The 16,497-nt window shown below is 67.3% G+C and carries 15 protein-coding genes and 1 other RNA gene; 4 read left to right on the top strand and 12 right to left on the bottom strand.

Going from position 1 to position 16,497, the window contains the following annotated elements; all coding sequences use genetic code 11:
• Positions 1-3,144 carry an efflux RND transporter permease subunit gene (locus EO174_RS14430; protein WP_126945228.1) on the bottom strand — a complete coding sequence of 1,048 codons (3,144 nt, stop codon included), beginning with the start codon at positions 3,142-3,144 and terminating at the stop codon, positions 1-3.
• 16 nt (positions 3,145-3,160) lie between these two features.
• Complete coding sequence (locus EO174_RS14425) at positions 3,161-4,384, bottom strand: efflux RND transporter periplasmic adaptor subunit (protein ID WP_126945225.1); 1,224 nt, start codon at positions 4,382-4,384, stop codon at positions 3,161-3,163.
• A gap of 129 nt (positions 4,385-4,513) precedes the next feature.
• On the opposite strand from EO174_RS14425, the gene EO174_RS14420 reads away from it, so the two are divergent.
• Positions 4,514-5,134 (top strand): TetR/AcrR family transcriptional regulator, encoded by a 621-nt coding sequence (locus EO174_RS14420; protein WP_126945222.1) that lies wholly within the window; start codon positions 4,514-4,516, stop codon positions 5,132-5,134.
• 133 nt (positions 5,135-5,267) lie between these two features.
• On the opposite strand, the gene EO174_RS14415 is transcribed toward EO174_RS14420, so the two are convergent.
• The 8 genes from EO174_RS14415 to EO174_RS14380 all read right to left on the bottom strand — a co-directional run bounded on the left by EO174_RS14415 (position 5,268) and on the right by EO174_RS14380 (position 12,261).
• Positions 5,268-5,786, bottom strand: a complete 519-nt coding sequence (locus EO174_RS14415) for a transcriptional repressor (protein WP_016902320.1) — start codon at positions 5,784-5,786, stop codon at positions 5,268-5,270.
• Positions 5,787-5,800: 14 nt separating this feature from the next.
• Positions 5,801-7,204, bottom strand: a complete 1,404-nt coding sequence (gltX, locus tag EO174_RS14410) for a glutamate--tRNA ligase (protein ID WP_026064278.1) — start codon at positions 7,202-7,204, stop codon at positions 5,801-5,803.
• A gap of 67 nt (positions 7,205-7,271) precedes the next feature.
• A complete protein-coding gene (locus EO174_RS14405; protein ID WP_126945219.1) occupies positions 7,272-8,363 on the bottom strand; it encodes a DUF3616 domain-containing protein in 1,092 nt (363 codons plus the stop codon).
• A gap of 133 nt (positions 8,364-8,496) precedes the next feature.
• Complete coding sequence (locus EO174_RS14400; protein ID WP_126945216.1) at positions 8,497-9,381, bottom strand: carbon-nitrogen hydrolase family protein; 885 nt, start codon at positions 9,379-9,381, stop codon at positions 8,497-8,499.
• 46 nt (positions 9,382-9,427) lie between these two features.
• A complete protein-coding gene (locus EO174_RS14395) occupies positions 9,428-10,078 on the bottom strand; it encodes a GNAT family N-acetyltransferase (protein WP_180497027.1) in 651 nt (216 codons plus the stop codon).
• Positions 10,075-10,497, bottom strand: coding sequence for a hypothetical protein (locus tag EO174_RS14390; protein ID WP_126945213.1), 423 nt, complete (start codon positions 10,495-10,497; stop codon positions 10,075-10,077). Before EO174_RS14390 ends, EO174_RS14395 begins: the two co-directional genes overlap by 4 nt.
• A 7-nt stretch (positions 10,498-10,504) precedes the next feature.
• On the bottom strand, positions 10,505-11,824 hold the full coding sequence (gene creD / locus EO174_RS14385; RefSeq protein WP_126945210.1) for a cell envelope integrity protein CreD: 1,320 nt from the start codon (positions 11,822-11,824) through the stop codon (positions 10,505-10,507).
• 122 nt (positions 11,825-11,946) lie between these two features.
• Entirely contained in the window at positions 11,947-12,261 is a 315-nt protein-coding gene (locus EO174_RS14380; RefSeq protein ID WP_126945207.1) for a hypothetical protein, read from the bottom strand.
• Between EO174_RS14380 and EO174_RS14375 the strand changes: the two genes are divergently transcribed.
• On the top strand, positions 12,260-13,072 hold the full coding sequence (locus tag EO174_RS14375; RefSeq protein WP_126945204.1) for a C1 family peptidase: 813 nt from the start codon (positions 12,260-12,262) through the stop codon (positions 13,070-13,072). The two genes, EO174_RS14380 and EO174_RS14375, sit on opposite strands and share 2 nt — an antisense overlap.
• 189 nt (positions 13,073-13,261) lie before the next feature.
• A non-coding RNA gene (locus EO174_RS14370) (sX9 sRNA) lies at positions 13,262-13,337 on the top strand.
• Between the two features lie 4 nt (positions 13,338-13,341).
• On the opposite strand, the gene creC is transcribed toward EO174_RS14370, so the two are convergent.
• Together creC and creB are read right to left on the bottom strand one after the other, a co-directional pair.
• Complete coding sequence (gene creC / locus EO174_RS14365) at positions 13,342-14,790, bottom strand: two-component system sensor histidine kinase CreC (protein ID WP_126945201.1); 1,449 nt, start codon at positions 14,788-14,790, stop codon at positions 13,342-13,344.
• A gap of 45 nt (positions 14,791-14,835) precedes the next feature.
• Positions 14,836-15,540, bottom strand: a complete 705-nt coding sequence (creB, locus tag EO174_RS14360; protein WP_180496692.1) for a two-component system response regulator CreB — start codon at positions 15,538-15,540, stop codon at positions 14,836-14,838.
• Between the two features lie 34 nt (positions 15,541-15,574).
• On the opposite strand from creB, the gene rlmJ reads away from it, so the two are divergent.
• A complete protein-coding gene (gene rlmJ / locus EO174_RS14355) occupies positions 15,575-16,483 on the top strand; it encodes a 23S rRNA (adenine(2030)-N(6))-methyltransferase RlmJ (protein WP_119128033.1) in 909 nt (302 codons plus the stop codon).
• Positions 16,484-16,497 lie beyond the last annotated feature (14 nt).

The following is a 16,497-nucleotide window of genomic DNA, read 5'->3' as shown; positions in this document are numbered from 1 at the left end:
TCAGTGTCCTGCCGGTTGCGGTGCGGGCGAAGTGGGCTGTGCGCGGCGCTTGAACAAGCCGCTGATCAGCACGAAGAACAGCGGCACGAAGAAGATCGCCAGGATCGTGCCGGACAACATGCCGCCGATCACGGCGGTGCCCAAGGCGTGCTGTGCGCCTGCACCGGCACCACTGCCGAGCACCAGCGGCACCACGCCCAGGATGAAGGCCAGCGATGTCATCAGGATCGGCCGCAGGCGCATGCGCGCCGCTTCCAGTGCCGCTGCGACCAGGCTCTTGCCGCTTTCGTGCAGTTCCTTGGCAAATTCCACGATCAGGATCGCGTTTTTCGATGCCAGGCCAATCGTGGTGAGCAGGCCTACCTGGAAGTACACATCGTTCATTTTCCAGGTCAGCAGTGCGCCCAGCAGCGTGCCGAATACGCCCAGCGGCACCACCAGGATCACCGAGAACGGAATTGCCCAGCTTTCGTACAACGCGGCCAGACACAGGAACACGATCAGGATGGACAGCCCGTACAACAGCCCGGTCTGGCCGGTCGAGGATTTTTCCTGCCGCGACAACCCGGTCCACTCGTAGCCGATGCCCGGCGGCAACTTGGCCGCCGCCGCTTCCACGATCTGCATCGCCTCGCCGCTGGAGGCCGTACCGGGCATCGCCATGCCCAGGATCTCCACCGACGGCACGCTGTTGTAACGCTCCAACCGCGGCGAGCCCGATTGCCAGCTGGCGGTGGCGAAGGCGTTGAACGGCACCATCGTGCCGGCGCTGTTGCGCACGAACCAGCGGTCGATGTCCTGCGGATTCATGCGGTACGCCGCATCGGCCTGCAGCATCACCTTCTTGACGCGGCCCTTGTCGATGAAGTCGTTGACGTAGGTACTGCCCCATGCGCTGGAGAAGGTGTTGTTGATATCGGCGATCGACACGCCCATGGCCTGCGCCTTGTGCGAATCGATCTCCAGCTTGAACTCGGGCGTGTCTTCCTGCCCGTTCGGGCGCACCGCCACCAGCCGCTTGTCCTGCGACAGCTCGGCCAGCAGTTGATCGCGTGCCTGCATCAAGGCGGCGTGGCCGAGGTTGGCGCGGTCCTGCAGCATCAGGTCGAAGCCGGTCGCATTGCCCAGCTCCGACACCGCCGGCGGTGCGAACGCAAACACCTTGGCATCGCGAATGGTGCTGAAGAACGCACCTGCCTTGCCCGCCACGTCGGTGACGCTCTGGCCCTTGCCGGTGCGCTCGTCCCACGGCCGCAACTTGACGAAGGCAAAGCCCACGTTCTGGCCGGTACCGGCAAAGCTGAAACCGGAGACCGCAAAGATGCCGGCGACCGAGTCCTTCTGATCGACCAGGAAGTGATGCTCCACCTGCTTGAGCACCTCGCCGGTGCGCGCATCGGTGGCACCGGGCGGCAACTGCACCAGCACGAACAGCGTGCCCTGGTCCTCGTCCGGCAGGAAGCCCACCGGCAGCTTCATGAAGCCGAACACCACCAGCGCCAGCAACACCGCATAGGCCAGCATGTAGCGCCAGCCCTTGCCCAGCATGTGCCGCACCACGCCCTGGTAGCCGGTGTTGCCGCGATCGAACAGGCGGTTGAACCAGCCGAAGAACCCGGTGGTCGCCAGACCATGGCCCTTCTCCACCGGCTTGAGCAAGGTGGCGCACAGGGCCGGGGTCAGGATCATCGCCACCAGCACCGACAAGGTCATGGCAGAAACAATCGTGATCGAGAACTGCCGGTAGATCACACCGGTGGAACCGCCGAAGAACGCCATCGGCACGAACACCGCAGCCAGTACCAGAGCCACGCCGACCAGCGCGCCGGAGATCTGGTCCATCGACTTGCGCGTGGCGTCCCTGGGCGACAACTGCTCCTCGCCCATCACGCGTTCGACGTTTTCCACCACCACGATGGCATCGTCCACCAGCAGGCCGATCGCCAGCACCATCGCGAACATGGTCAGCGTGTTGATGGTGAAACCGAACGCCGCCAGCACGCCGAAGGTGCCGAGCAACACCACCGGCACCGCGATGGTCGGTATCAGGGTCGCGCGGAAATTCTGCAGGAACAGGTACATCACCAGAAACACCAGCACCACCGCTTCGATCAGCGTATGCACCACCTGCTCGATGGAGATGCGCACGAACGGCGTGGTGTCGTACGGCTTTTGCACCTTCATGCCGGGCGGGAAGAATTTCTCCTGCTCCTCCAGGCTCTTGTCGATCGCGCGCACCGTATCCAGCGCATTGGCGCCGGTGGCCAGCTTGATCGCCAGACCGGCGGCCGGCTTGCCGTTGTAGCGGCCCACCGTGTTGTAGCTCTCGCTGCCCAGTTCGATGCGCGCCACATCGCGCAGGCGCACCTGCGAGCCATCGGACTGCGTGCGCAGCAGGATGTTCTCGAACTCCCCGGCGGTCTTCAGCCGGGTCTGCGCGGTGATGGTGGCATTGAGCTGCTGGTTGGGCACCGCCGGCAACGCGCCCAGCTGGCCGGCCGACACCTGCGCGTTCTGCGCCTGGATCGCGGTGCGCACATCCACCGGGGTCAGGCTGAAGTTGTTCAACTTGTTCGGGTCCATCCATACCCGCATCGCGTACTGCGAGCCGAACAAGGTGGTGTCGCCCACGCCTTCGACGCGGCTGATGGTTTCCTGCACGTTGGCAGCCACGTAATCGGACAGGTCCGAATCGCTCATGCTGCCGTCTTCGGAAGTGAAGGCCAGCACGTTGAGGAAGTTGGTGGCCGACTTGGTCACCGTCACGCCCTGCTGCTGCACTTCCTGCGGCAACAACGGCGTGGCCAGCGACAACTTGTTCTGCACCTGCACCTGCGCGGTGTCCGGGTCGGTGCCGTTGTCGAAGGTCAGCGTGATGGTCACCGCACCGCTGGATTCGCTGGTGGAGGCCATGTAGCTGAGGTGGTCCAGCCCCTTCATCTTCTGCTCGATGACCTGGGTGACGGTGTCTTCCAGGGTCTGCGCCGAGGCGCCCGGATAGTTGGCGGTGATGGCGACGGCGGGCGGCGCGATGCTGGGGTATTGCGCAATCGGCAAGGTGGCGATGGACAGGATGCCGGCCAGCATCACGATGATGGCCAGCACCCAGGCGAAGATCGGACGATCGATGAAGAAGCGTGCCATGACGTGTGATCCCGCCTCAGTTGGCCGCACGCGGTGCGGTCGGGGCGGAAGGCGTGCCGACAGCATTGCCAGCACCGGCGGCAGGCTTGCCCTTGGGCTGCCACGGCACGGTCTTGACCTCGATGCCGTCGCGGGCGCGCGAGACGCCCTCGACCACCAGTTGCTCGCCGGCCTTCAGGCCGCTGCGCACCAGCCACTGGTCGCCGACTTCGCGGTCGGTTTCCAGTACGCGCAGTTGCAGCTTGTGATCGGCACCGACCACGAACGCGGTCGGCTTGCCGGCGCCATTGCGCGAGACCGCCTGCTGCGGCACCAGCACGCCCTGCTCCTTGATGCCCTCCTGCAGCACCGCGCGCACATACATGCCCGGCAACAACTCCGCCTTCGGGTTCGGGAACACCGCGCGCAGGGTGATCGAGCCGGTGTTCTGGTCGACGGTGACATCGGAAAACGCCAGGTGGCCCTGCAGCGGATAGGTGCTGCCGTCTTCCAGCAACAGCGACACCTTGGCCGCATCGTCGCCGGCCTTCTCCAGCTCGCCGCGCGCCATCGCCTGCTTCAGGCGTAGCAAGGCCGCGCTGGGCTGGGTGACGTCGATGTAGATCGGGTCCAGCTGCTGGATGGTGGTCAGCGCGGTGGCCTGGTTGGCGGTCACCAAGGCACCCGGGGTGACGCTGGAGCGGCCGATGCGGCCGGAGATCGGCGCGTCCAGGCGCGCGAAGGCCAGGTTGATGCGCGCGGTTTCCACGCTGGCCTTGCCGGCCGCCACGTCGGCCTCGGCCTGGCCCAGTGCAGCGGCGGTGTCGTCGCCGTCCTGTTGGCTGATCGCCTTGATCTGCACCAGTTCGGTGTAGCGCTCGGCCTTGAGCCTGGCGGTGCGCAGGTTGGCCTGCGCCTTGGCCAGGGTGGCCTGGGCGCTGGCATAGCTGGCACGGTAGGTCGCCGGATCGATCTGGTACAGCGTCTGCCCGGCCTTGACGTCGCCGCCCTCGGTGAACTGGCGCGACTGCACGATGCCGCCCACCTGCGGGCGAACTTCGGCGATCAGGTAGGGAACCGTGCGCCCGGGGAGCTCGGTGGTCAGGGTCACCGGCTGCGGCCTGACGGTCAGCACGCCCATTTCGGGCATGCCCTCCGCCGGCGGCGGTCCACCCGGCGGGCTGCCGCAGGCACTGAGCAGGAGGGTGGCTGCAACGGCAGCAGCAAGCAGGGGCAGGCGAAACGCAGCATGAGGACGCACGGGAGGTCTCCGACGGAACGCAGGATGGTTAAATCTAAACGGTACGGTTCGGTATCCTAATGAGCGCATCCGTGGACGTCAAGCATTACTGCCCAGTCGGTATACTTAACTGCCCAAGGGAGTCAGTTGATGCGGGTCAGAACCGAAGGAAAACGCGACGCCATCGTGCAGGCGGCCAGCGAGGTGTTCCTCGAACTGGGCTTCGAAGGCGCCTCGATGTCGCAGATCGCCGCCCGCGTCGGCGGCTCCAAGCGCACGCTCTACGGCTATTTCCCGTCCAAGGATGAGCTGTTTGTGGCGTTTGCCAAGGACATGTCCGACCGCTACATCGACCCGCTGCTGGACGCGCTTTCGCAGAGCAACGGCCCGGTCGCCGAGACCCTGCAGCGCTTCGGCGAGGACATCCTCAGCTTCCTGTGCGCGCCCAGCTCGATCACCATCTGGCAGACCATCATCGGCGTGTCGGGGCGGTCGGACGTGGGCGCGTTGTTCTTCAATTCCGGCCCGGAAGAAGGTGTGCAGCGCATGGCCGACTATCTGCAGACGCAGATGGATCGCGGCGTGATCCGCTGCGCCGATGTCCTGATCGCGGCCAGGCAGTTCGGTGGGCTACTGGAGGCGGAAACCCTGATGCCCTGCCTGTTCGGCGCACTCAAGAACCCCTCGCCCGCGTATCTGCGCGAGGCGACGCAGCGCGCGGTCGCCCTGTTTCTGGCGGGCTATGGCGGCAAGACCGACGCCGCGGCGTGATGCGCGGTGGTGTCTGATACCTGAGTTAAGCGATGCGTCGCTAGCGACCTCACTGATGCGCGTGCATGGCACTCGCACGTTGGGTTTTGTCAGCCGCTCTAAGTGAACCGCCCTGCGTTTTGGCTGGCGATCCTTACTCGGCCACCGCGCACTTGGCGCACAGGCCGTGCACTTCCAGGGTCTGCGCCTGCGGCTGGAAACCCAGCGCCTTGGCGCGCGCCTCCAGTTGCGCCACCACCTCGCGGTCTTCCAGCTCCACCGCGCTGTGGCAGCGGTCGCAGATCAGGAACGGCACCGAGTGCTGGGCGCTGTTGGGGTGGTGGCAGGCGACGAAGGCATTGACCGATTCGAGCTTGTGCACGAAGCCGTTGGCCATCAGGAAGTCCAGCGCGCGGTACACCGTGGGCGGGGCGTCGGCGCCGACGCCCTTGCCTTCGCGCACCCAGTCCAACAGTTCGTAGGCCTTGACCGGCTTGCCGGCGTCGGCAATCAGCCGCAGCACATTGGCGCGGATCGGCGTCAGCCGCAGGCCGCGCTCGCTGCAGGCACGCTCCACCGCGCGCACGAAGCCATTGGCATCGTCCACATGGTGATGCGGGGCTGTGCAGGCATGTTCCTGATCGTGCGTTTGGGTGTGCGTATGCTTGGTCATACAGGCTCCGGCGGTCAGCCCGCCCCTATCTTGATGAGTGCGGCATCGATGCGTTTCAAGGCGCCCTCGCGTCCGGCCAGGTACACGGTCTGCGAAATGTCCGGGCTGACCTGGGTGCCGGTGATGGCCACGCGCAGCGGCTGGGCCACCTTGCCCATGCCCAGCTCCAGCGCGGCGGCCGCGTCGTGCAGCGCGGCCGAGACGGTCTCCACGCTCCATTCGCTCTGTGCCGCCAGCAGTTCGCGCGCCTTGCCCAGCGGCACTTCTGCGCCCAGCTTGAGGTGCTTCATCACCGCCGCCTCGTCGTAGGTTTCCAGCGGCTGGTACCAGACCACGGCTTTTTCGGCCATGTCCTTCAAGGTCTGCACGCGCTCGCGCAGTGCCACCACCACGTCGGCGGCGGCCGGGCCGGCGGCCACATCGATGCCGAGCCGGGCGAGCTGGTATTCCAGCTGCGGGGCGATGCTGGCCGGGTCGTCGGTCTTGAGGTAATGCTGGTTGACCCAGCCCAGCTTGGCCATGTCCAGGCGCGCGGCCTTGGAATTGACGTCCTTGACGTCGAACAGGTCGAGCAATTCCTGCCGGCTGAACAACTCCTGGTCGCCGTGCGACCAGCCCAGACGTGCCAGGTAGTTGATCAGCGCATGCGGCAGGTAGCCGGCGTCCTTGTACTGCATCACGTCGGCCGCGCCGGTGCGCTTGGACAGCTTGGCGCCCTGCTCGTCCAGGATCATCGGCATGTGCGCGAACTTCGGCACCGGTGCACCCAGCGCCTCATAGATGTTGATCTGGCGCGGGGTGTTGTTGATGTGGTCATCGCCGCGGATCACCTCGGTGATGCCCATGTCCCAATCGTCCACCACCACCGCGAAGTTGTAGGTGGGGAAGCCGTCCGGGCGGAAGATCACCATGTCGTCGAGCTCGCTGTTGGCGATCTCGATGACGCCCTTGATCAGGTCGTCGAACACCACCGTGCCGCCGACCGGGTTCTTGAAGCGGATGACCCGGTTGGGGTCGTCGCGGTACGGCAGGTTCTGCTCGCGGGCGGCGCCGTTGTAGCGCGGCTTTTCCTGCCGGGCCATGGCGGCCTCGCGCATGGCGTCGAGTTCTTCGCGGGTTTCGTAGGCGTAATAGGCCTTGCCCTGCGCCAGCAGTTGCTCGGCCACCTCCTGGTAGCGGGCCACGCGCTGGGTCTGGTAGATCGGGCCTTCGTCATAGTCCAGGCCCAGCCAGTCCATCGCCTCCAGGATGGCGTCGATCGCGGCCTGGGTGCTGCGCTCACGGTCGGTGTCCTCGATGCGCAGCACGAACTGCCCGCCGCGACGGCGCGCCTCCAGCCAGCAATACAGCGCGGTGCGGGCGCCGCCGATGTGCAGGTAACCGGTGGGGCTGGGGGCAAAGCGGGTGCGGCAGGTCATGGAGCGCTCGGCGAAACGGGGATCGGCCGATTTTACCTTGACCAGCACGGACCTGCCCGCGCGCGGCTCAGCGGTTGCGCAACAGATCGCCGTAGACCACGTCATCGCCGCCGCTGCGCGCCGGGCCGGGCGCGTCGTACAGCACCAGCCAGCTGGGCGTGTCGCCGGCCAGGTGCCCGGGAAGATTGCAGATCGCCTCGGCGCGGTCGCTGTCGGTGCCGTGCGGCAACACCGCCGATTCCAGCAACTCGTGCTGAAAGCGCACCGGTGCCTGGTTGGCGGCCAGCACGGTACGTGCGTCCGGCCATTTGAACAGGCGGATTTCGCCATTCAACACCATGGTCGGGCCGGCCAGCAGGTACAGGTCGTCGCCGGAATAGTGCAGGTCGCGGATGCCCAGCCCGCCCAATTGCAGGAAGTGCTTGCGCAGCAGCGTGCCGTCCTCGTCCAGCGGCGCCAGCCGCAGGTGGTCGCCATGCGCCTGGACGCGGATCTCCAGCAGCGCCGACCAGCCGCGCAGCACCGGCCCGCGCAGGCCCAGCAGCAGGCGCTCGCCGTCCACCACGATGCCTTCGATGTCGAAGCCGTTGTCCTTGCCGGGAATCTTCATGAACGGGCCAAAATGCGGATCGTCGGCGAGCAGCTCGGTGAGTTGGTTGTGTTTGGCATCGCCCTTGAGCCGCAGCGCGCGGCGACCGTCGGCGGCTTGGCGCACCAGGCGCGGGGTGCCGTCGGCATCGCGCTCGATCGGCAGGCAGGCCAGCAGGCGGCGGTTGGCGTCGAGCTTGAGCTTGGTCAGGCGTTTGGCGTTGTCGGCATCGTCGCGACTGCGCTTGGCGTTCTTGCGCTTGAGCCCATGCGAGCCGACCACCCACAGGTAGCCGTCCGACAGCGCCATGCCTTCCAGGTCCGCCTCCTCGGCCGCCTCGCCCGGCAGGTCCAGCAGCTCGGCCAGCGCAAAACTCTGCCCCTGGCCGAAGCGCAGCGTCTCGCGCTGCACCGGCTCGAGCCTGCGCAGGCGATCCACCGCGCAAGCTTCGTCGCCGGCCACCCACAGCCAGTCGTCGGTAAACGCCGCGCCGGACAGATTGCTGTGCACCAGCGCGCCGGGCGCGAACTCGAGACGGACGCTGTGTGGAATCAGGGTTTTCTTGGCCATGGGAACCTGGTGGGCGGTGCGGGTGACGAATCAGGGAACAGCGCAGAACGCTCGAAGCGTACGCGTGCCGGTCACGGGCAACGGCGGCGCTCGCGCGGCGATGCACGCCGCAGTGGCTGGATGGCCGCGCGCGTCAGTCGAAGGAGGCCAGCGTGGCACGCGCGAGGTGAGCGCCCGATTGACCGACCCAATCGCGGTCGTTGGCGACCTGGGCCTGCGCGCGGCTGGCCTCGAAGGCGGCGAAATCCAGCTCCGCATACGCCCACACGGTACTGCCCTGGGTCTGCGCCAGCACGCCATCGGCCGGGAAGCCGACATCCATCGGGGCGAACACCGCCGCTTCGCCGGTATTGACGTCTAGCGCCGGGCTCCACGGCGCTTGCCCGGCCGTGACCGATTGCGCGACGAATATGCGGTTTTCCAGCGCGCGCGCCAGGCAGCCGACGCGCACCCGCATCGCGCCGGCGGCGGTGTCGGTGCAGCTGGGCACGATCAGCAGTCGCGCGCCAGCCTCGTACTGCGCGCGCACCGGCAGCGGGAACTCGCTGTCGTAGCAGATCGCGATCGCTGCACGCACGCCATCCAGCTCGAACACCTTCACCGTATCGCCCGGCTCGATCAGCCCGGTGGCCTTTTCGAAGCCGGTCAGCTGCAGCTTGTCCTGCCAGCCGTGCCGGCCGTCGGGCGTGAACCAGTCGCTGCGGTTGCGGTAACGGCCCTGGCCCAGATCCAGCAGGAAGCTGCCGGCAACCAGATGCAGCTGATGCCGGCGCGCCAGGCCGGCAAACAGCTCCAGCCACGGCGCACGCAGCGCCTGGATCGCCGCCAGCGACTCGGGCAAGCCGGCAGAAATCTGCGTATCGAAGGTCGCGCCCAGCTCCAGCGACAGGTATTCCGGCAGCACCAGCAGGCGCGCGCCGGCGGCGGCCGCCTCGCCCACCAGCGCGGACTGGCGTGCGGCAAAGGCGGCGAAGTCGGCGGGTTTGCCGATCGGATATTTGGCGACGGCAATTTTCATCTGGCGGCCTGGTTGCGATGGATCGATGACGTAGGAAGCGAATCGGTCACGGCGGCAATGCCCGCGTCCACACCCGCAGACTGTGGTCGATCTCGCCGTGTTGCAACTCCGCCCACGCCAGCTGCACGCGCATGTCCGCTTGCGGTGCATAGCCACGTTTGCGCCAGAACACATCGTTGGGTCGGTAGTCGGCAGGCTTGCGCGGATCGTCTTGCGCACGTTCCACCGAGCAGAACGCAGTGAGCGCGAAGCGCCCCAGTGCACGCGCATGCGCCTCGCGCCGGTCGAAGAAGGCGTGGCCGATCCCCTGGCCGCGATACGCCGGCAGCAGCACCGATTCGCCGAAATAGAACACGCTGGCCGGATCGATGCCGGCCGCGCGGAACGGCGCATGGAAGGCGTCGCTGTCGTCGAGCAGCGGCAGCCCGGTGGAGGCGCCGATCACCGCATCGCCATCGCGTGCCAGCACGAACACGCTGTCCGGCGAGGCCGCATACGCGGCCAGGTAGCCGCGCTCGTAATCGGCATCGCCGTCATACAGGTACGGCCAGGCGCGGAACACCGCGATGCGCAGTTGCGCCACCGCAGCCAAATGCGGCAGCACCTGCGTGCCGCGCACCGTTTCGACGATCAGGGAGGAGCCGCTCATGCCGGCCATGGTAAGCCAGCCTGGCGCCGCGGCGCTGCCGTGGGTCAGCGCAGCCAGCGGCCGTTGACCGCGGCCGGAGCCACCGACTGCTGCCACAACAACCACACCGCCGCCTCCTCGCTGGCCAGCAGCACGCCGCGCAGTGCATCGGTGCTGCGCGCCCAGTAGCTGCCGTTGTTCAACCGCTGCCATGGCCCGTAGCAACGCTGAAGCGCGCTGTCTGCCGGCACGTCCTGCCGCTGTGCCGCCTGCAGGAATCGGCTGCCATCCAGGCGCAGTGCCTGCGCGGTGCCTGGATGCAGGCGCAGGCCGATCACCCCGCGGCGTCCGTCGCGGTGCAAGGGCAAGGCCGACAACGGCGAAGCTTCCCAGGCCTGCGGCAGCGCTGCGGGAAGCAGCGCCACCGTGTCGATCCCGGCGGGCAGCAAGCGCTGCGCCCGCCGGTACAGCCGTGCGTGAGCGAACATGCCGGCCTCAGCGCAGGCTGTTGCCAAGCTCGTACCAATCGAGCTTGCGCGTCACCCACATGATGCTGGCCAGGATGCCGAACAGCAGCAGCGATCCCATCAGCAGCGCGTTGTCTTCGGAGATCAACAGGCTGTAGAGCACCCCGTACAACGCAGTGAGCATCACCGAGAACCCGGCTGCGCGCGCCCAGCTGCGCAACACCCCGGACAGGTAGAAGAACTGCAGGCCGATACATGCCGCGGCCGACACCAGGTACGCCTGCCAGAACGCGATGTGCTCGGAAAGGCTCAGCAGCAGCAGGAAGAAGATCGCCAGCGCCAGCCCCACCAGCAGGTACTGCAGGGGATGGATCGGCAGACGCTTGATCAGCTCGAACAACACGAACGCCACGAAGGTCAGCACCACGAACAGGATGCCGTACTTGCTGGCCCGGTCGGCCTGGGTGTACACGTCCACCGGGTCGACCAGCTGCACTTGCAGCGTATCCAGCGACGACTGGCTGGACTGCAGCTGGGTCTGCGCACCGGTGGCCAGCGAGGACAACGACCAGCTCGCATCGAAACCACGCGCGCCGATGGTCGGCGCATTGGGCAGGAAGCGCCCGCCGAACAGCGGATGCGGCCAGGCCGAGCGCAGCGCGATGTCGTTGTTGTCGGCAATCGGCGCGATCGCCAGGCTGCGGGTGCCGTCCAGCACGAAGGACATCTCCACCAGATTGCCCTCGCCCAGTGTGCCGGCCAGCGCATCGCCCAGCGGCTGCAGATCGGCGTGGATACCGGCCGAGCGCGCCGCCAGGCCGCCTGCCCCGCTCTCCAGCGGCAGTGTGCGCCCGTCCACGCGCAGGCTCGGCGTGCCGACCAGGCCACGCACATCGGAAATACCCACCGCCAGATGCGGCTGGCCATAGCGACGACCGTCCACGGCCGGATAGGCGAAAGGCTCGAACTCGGCCTTGAGCCTGGCCTTCCACGCATACACCTGCACGCGGAACAGGCCGATCCTCCGCTCGGACGGGGTCAACTCGCCGCTCAGGCTGAGCGTGCGCGGGGTCTGCAGCAACTGGCCGTCGCGCTTGCGCCAGACCTTGCGCGGATTGCCCTGCTCGTCGGGCTCGGTGACCTGCACATCCTCGGTAAACGGCAGCACCCGCACCGGCGCGATGAACTGCTGCTCGCCGGCCTTGCTCTGCGCCACCCGCTCCACCGCCTCGTCGCGGTAACGCGCACGGTCCTGCACGGTGCCGCGGATCAACAGCAACGGAATCAGCAGCAACAGGATCAATCCGCCAATGGTGGCGAAGCGCAACAACAGTTTCAGGGATTTCATCGACCATCCTCATTCGGGGAGGTGGCCAGGGTGCGATGCGCCGGTGTCGGGGGTTTGAGGCGAATTTGAAGCGAATGTGAAGTGGGCGATCGGCAGGATCGGCGACCGGCACTGTGACCCAGTTAGGAAATGCAGTGTTCGCCCTGCAAAACTGCAACCAAGGCCCAGGACGTGCTTCCGTTGCATCGCCAAGGTTTCGCATCACCGGCGCGCGCCTGGCCGCCAGGCGCAACGATGCGCGTGCAGTTGCGCATCACGGGGCCATCGCTTTTTTCGAGTCTGTATTGATCACGGCGTTCCAGTGCCGTCGTTTCGTCGCGTCCTCCTTCAACTTGCACGCCGTATCGGCGGTGTCGCACGCGTATGCCCGCCTGCCGGCCGTGGTTCCAGAAGTGCGCACCACTGCATTCCTCTTTCGCCTGGAGTTTGCCTTCCATGAACAAGCAACGTTCACTCAGCCTCTGCCTGCTTGCTGCCCTGAGCCTGTCCTCCGCCGCCGCACAGGCGGCAATGCACGGGATGGGTCTGAAACCCTCGTCATTGATGCAGCCGGTCACGCCCTTGTTCGGCATTGCCAGCGCCGCCAGACCCCTGCCCGCCACGGTGGACCTGACTGCCTGGGCCATCGCGCCAGGCGACCAGGGCCAGGTGGGATCATGTGCGTCATGGGCAACCGCCCACACCCTGACCGGTTGGTACGCCAACGCCAGCAAGCAGGCGCAAACCCGCTTCGCCCCGATGTATCTCTACAGCCAGGTCAACAACGGCGTCGATGAGGGCTCCACGCTGGAAGCGCCGCTGGACGTCGCGCTGGCGCAGGGCATCGATACCGAGCAGCATTACTCGTGGGGCAACTACAACTGGAAGAATCCGCCCACCGCAGCCGACCGCGCCAACGCTGCCAAGAACCCCACGCCGTACCGCAAGTACACCGTGCTGTACTCGGGCGACGGCAATGGCGGGCGGGCCCTGATCGAACAGATCAAACTCGCGCTGGCCTCGTCCACGCCGGTGGTCATCGGCTTCTATGTCCGCCAGGGGTTTGAAGACCTCACGCCGAAGAACCAGGTCGACTACGACATCAAGACGCCGGTCCTGGGCGGGCACGCGGTGGTCGCGCTGGGGTACGACAGCGACGGGCTGATCGTCGAAAACAGCTGGGGCACCGAATGGGGCAACAAGGGCTTTGGCAAGCTGTCCTGGTCGGTGGTCGCCAAGGACGTCATGGTGGCCGACGTGGTGCACTAGCACACAGCGGCTGCGCACCGTGATGCGCGGCCGACACGGAGGCGGCATGTGCGCTGGCGCATGCCGCGCTTCAGTGCATCGCGATGCGGGCGCCATCGGCTCCGGCCTGTGCACATCTGGCATGCAATGCGGTCCAGAGCTGCCTACTGCGCAGCCGCCAGGCGGGCGCGGACGGCGCGCGGAATCTTCGCGTACCACTGGTCCACTCCGGTTGCTCCGCGCCGTCCGCACCCACCTGACGACTGCTCGCTACGGTTTGTCAGCCGCGCCTAGCCGATGGGCAGGCGCAGCGTCGCGATCGCACCGCCACCGTCCCGATTGTCCAGTGTCGCCTCGCCGCCGTGCAGGCGCGCGACTTCGCGCACGAACGGCAGGCCGAGGCCGGAGCTGCGTTGTCCGGTCTGCGGGCGGGCCAGCGAATAGAACCGCTCGAACACCCGTTCCAGTGCGTAGTCCGGCACGCCGCTGCCGCGGTCCTGCACCACCAGCTGCACCTGCCCCTTCAGCACCTGCGCACGCAACTGGATGATGCTGCCCTGCGGTGAAAACGCGATGGCGTTTTCCAGCAGGTTGATCAGCGCCTGGCGCAGCAGGAACCCATCGCCCAGCACATACTGCCCGTGCGCCGTGTCGGAGCCGGCATCGCTGTCCAGCCGCACGCCGGCCGCTGCCGCGCGCGGCAGCACGGCGTCCATTGCCGCCTGCAGCAGGCCGGCCACCGCGACGCGCTCGCGCGTCTGCAACCAGCCGTGCTGCTCCACCTCGGCCAGCGCCAGCAGCTTGTCGATGGTTTCGGTCAGGCGCAGCTCCTGGGCGCGGATGCTGGCGACGAAGTGCTGGCGATCGGCTTCCGGCAGTGGCTCGCTCAACAGTTCGGACGCACCGCGGATCGCCGCCAGCGGGCTCTTCATCTCGTGTGTCAGCGACTGCACGTACTGCTCCACGTAGGCCTTGCCTTCGAGCTTGCGCCGCATGCGTTCCAGCGCCTGGCCCAGGTCGCCGATTTCATCGCCGCGCGGTTTTGGCGGCGGCACCGGAAGGCCCGCGCTCACCGCCTGTGCGTAGCGATTGAGCCGGCCGATCCCGCGCATCAGCCACCAGGTCATCCCGATGCCGATCAGCGCAGAAATGCCGATCAGCCAGGCCCCGCGCTGCAGGATGTTGCGCTGGCTGGCCTCGATGAACGGGTCGATGCTGCGATTGGGCTGCGCCAGCGTCAGCACGCCGATCAACGTGCCCGGGTCATTCGGCGCATAGATCGGTGCGGCCACATGCATCACCGTGGCGGTCGGGTCGCCATCGACCTCGGGGCTGGAACGCGCGCCGTACTCGCCGCGCAAGGTGCGATAGACATCGTTCCAGCGCGAGTTGTCGCGGCCCACGTCACGGCCCAGCGAGTCGAATACCACCACCCCGCGCGCGTCGGTCACGGTGACGCGGTAGGCCACATCGTTCTTGCGGAACCGCCACACCCAGGCCTTGGGGTCGCGCCGCTGCGCCTGCGCCACGTTGCGCGCAAAGCTGCCGCTGGCGATGCTGCCGGCAGCCAGCTCGCCGCTGGCCATTTCCGCCAGTACGTTGGCCGCGTCCACCAGCGTGGATTCCATCGCCTGGCGCACGCCCGGCTTGACCTCGTTGACGAACACCCGCATCACGAAGAACGCGGCCAGCCCGACGATCAGAAAGAAGCCCAGGAACAGCTTGAGACCAAGCCGCATCTCAGGCCCCGGCCTGCATAACAGCACGCCTGCACTCGCCCATGGCTACAGCTCCAGCGCGTAGCCGAGGCCACGATGGGTGCGGATCGGGTCGGCCGGCACGCCGGCCTGGCGCAGCTTGCCGCGCAGCGTCTTGATGTGGGTATCGACGGTGCGGTCGGCGCTGTCGGCGCTGGCGTCCCAGCCGCGATCCATCAGCTGCGCGCGGCTCAGGATCGCGCCGGGGCGCTGCAACAGCGCCGACAGCAGCGCGTACTCGTAGCGGGTCAGCGGCAGCAGCGCATCGCCGTAGCGGATGCGGCTGCCCTCGCGATCGATCGCAAACGCGCCATGCGGCTGCCAGCCCGGCTCCGCCACGGCGGCCTGGTTGCGACGACGCAGCCGTGCGCGCACCCGCGCCACCAGCTCGCGCGGGGAGAACGGCTTGGCCATGTAGTCGTCGGCGCCCAGTTCCAGGCCGAGCACGCGGTCGATCTCGTCATTGCGCGCGGTCAGGAAGATCACCGGCACATCGCTGAAACCGCGCAGCGTGCGGCACACCTCGAAGCCGTTGATGTCCGGCAGGCCCACGTCCAGCACCACCACATCGGCCGGGTCGGCACGCAGCCGCGCCAACGCGTCGCGGCCCAGCAGGCAATGCTCGGGCGCATAGCCTTCGCTGCGCAGCGCGTACAGCACGGTATCGGCAATGGCGGCTTCGTCTTCGACGACGAGCACGCGGGCGGGGGACTCGGACATGGCGCGCAGCATAGCCGCATGCTGGCGCGGCCCGTACACTGCCGCGATGAACTATCGCCACGCCTTCCATGCCGGCAACCATGCCGACGTGCTCAAGCACATCGCCTTGCTGGCGCTGATCGACACCCTCAAGCGCAAGGACACCCCGTTCTTCGTGCTCGATACCCATGCCGGACGCGGGCGCTACCAGCTCGGCGGCGAAGAGAGCCGCAAGACCAACGAGGCCGATGCCGGGGTGATGCGGCTGATGGCCGAGTCGACCCTGCCCGAGGTGGTGGAACGCTATCTGCGCGCGGTGCAGGCCGACAACCAGACCATCGCCCGCCCGGCCACGCCCGGCCAGAAGCCGGCGCGCGCCACCGCCGGCATCCAGATCAACCACTACCCCGGCTCGCCGCTGCTGGCGGCGCAGGCACTGCGCGAGCAGGACCGCATGGCGTTCTGCGAATTGCAGCCGGAAGAGGCCGAGGCGCTCAAGCGCCTGTTCGCCAGGGACAGCCGCGTGCGCGTGCATGCCGGCGATGGCTACGAGGCGATTCGCGCCTTCGTGCCGCCACGCGCGGGCGAGACCAGGATCGGCCGCGGGCTGGTGCTGATCGACCCGCCGTACGAATCGCAGGACGCCGAGTACCCGCAGGTCATCCACAGCGTGCGCGAGACCCTGGCGCGCTGGCCGCAGGCGATCTGCATGGTGTGGTACCCGATCAAGCTGCGCCGCAGCCTGCAGCCCTTCATGCGCAAGGCTGCCACGCTGCCGGCCAAGTCGGTGCTGGTAGCCGAGCTGCAGGTGCGCCCGGACGACTCGCCGCTGCGCCTGACCGGCAGCGGGCTGTTGATCGTCAATGCGCCGTGGCAGTTCGACCAGATGCTGGCGCCCGCGCTGCCGGTGCTGAAGCAGCATCTCGGCGAGGCCGGTGCTTCGACCCGGCTGGAGTGGCTGCGCCAGGACGCCTGAGTCACCGATCCCGG

The organism is Xanthomonas sp. BRIP62418, from assembly GCF_003993495.1.
GTDB classification, from domain to species: Bacteria; Pseudomonadota; Gammaproteobacteria; order Xanthomonadales; family Xanthomonadaceae; genus Xanthomonas; species Xanthomonas euroxanthea.
Note: the sequence above shows the minus strand (reverse complement) of the source record. Positions and strands in the feature narration are given on the sequence as shown.

Coding starts and splice junctions, on each gene's coding strand:
- gltX (WP_026064278.1), bottom strand. CDS start 7,204: ATGACCTGCCGCACCCGCTTTGCCCCCAGCCCCACCGGTTACCTGCAC.
- EO174_RS14420 (WP_126945222.1), top strand. CDS start 4,514: ATGCGGGTCAGAACCGAAGGAAAACGCGACGCCATCGTGCAGGCGGCC.
- creD (WP_126945210.1), bottom strand. CDS start 11,824: ATGAAATCCCTGAAACTGTTGTTGCGCTTCGCCACCATTGGCGGATTG.
- EO174_RS14375 (WP_126945204.1), top strand. CDS start 12,260: ATGAACAAGCAACGTTCACTCAGCCTCTGCCTGCTTGCTGCCCTGAGC.
- EO174_RS14415 (WP_016902320.1), bottom strand. CDS start 5,786: ATGACCAAGCATACGCACACCCAAACGCACGATCAGGAACATGCCTGC.
- EO174_RS14400 (WP_126945216.1), bottom strand. CDS start 9,381: ATGAAAATTGCCGTCGCCAAATATCCGATCGGCAAACCCGCCGACTTC.
- rlmJ (WP_119128033.1), top strand. CDS start 15,575: ATGAACTATCGCCACGCCTTCCATGCCGGCAACCATGCCGACGTGCTC.
- creC (WP_126945201.1), bottom strand. CDS start 14,790: ATGCGGCTTGGTCTCAAGCTGTTCCTGGGCTTCTTTCTGATCGTCGGG.
- EO174_RS14380 (WP_126945207.1), bottom strand. CDS start 12,261: ATGGAAGGCAAACTCCAGGCGAAAGAGGAATGCAGTGGTGCGCACTTC.
- EO174_RS14430 (WP_126945228.1), bottom strand. CDS start 3,144: ATGGCACGCTTCTTCATCGATCGTCCGATCTTCGCCTGGGTGCTGGCC.
- creB (WP_180496692.1), bottom strand. CDS start 15,540: ATGCTGCGCGCCATGTCCGAGTCCCCCGCCCGCGTGCTCGTCGTCGAA.
- EO174_RS14390 (WP_126945213.1), bottom strand. CDS start 10,497: ATGTTCGCTCACGCACGGCTGTACCGGCGGGCGCAGCGCTTGCTGCCC.
- EO174_RS14405 (WP_126945219.1), bottom strand. CDS start 8,363: ATGGCCAAGAAAACCCTGATTCCACACAGCGTCCGTCTCGAGTTCGCG.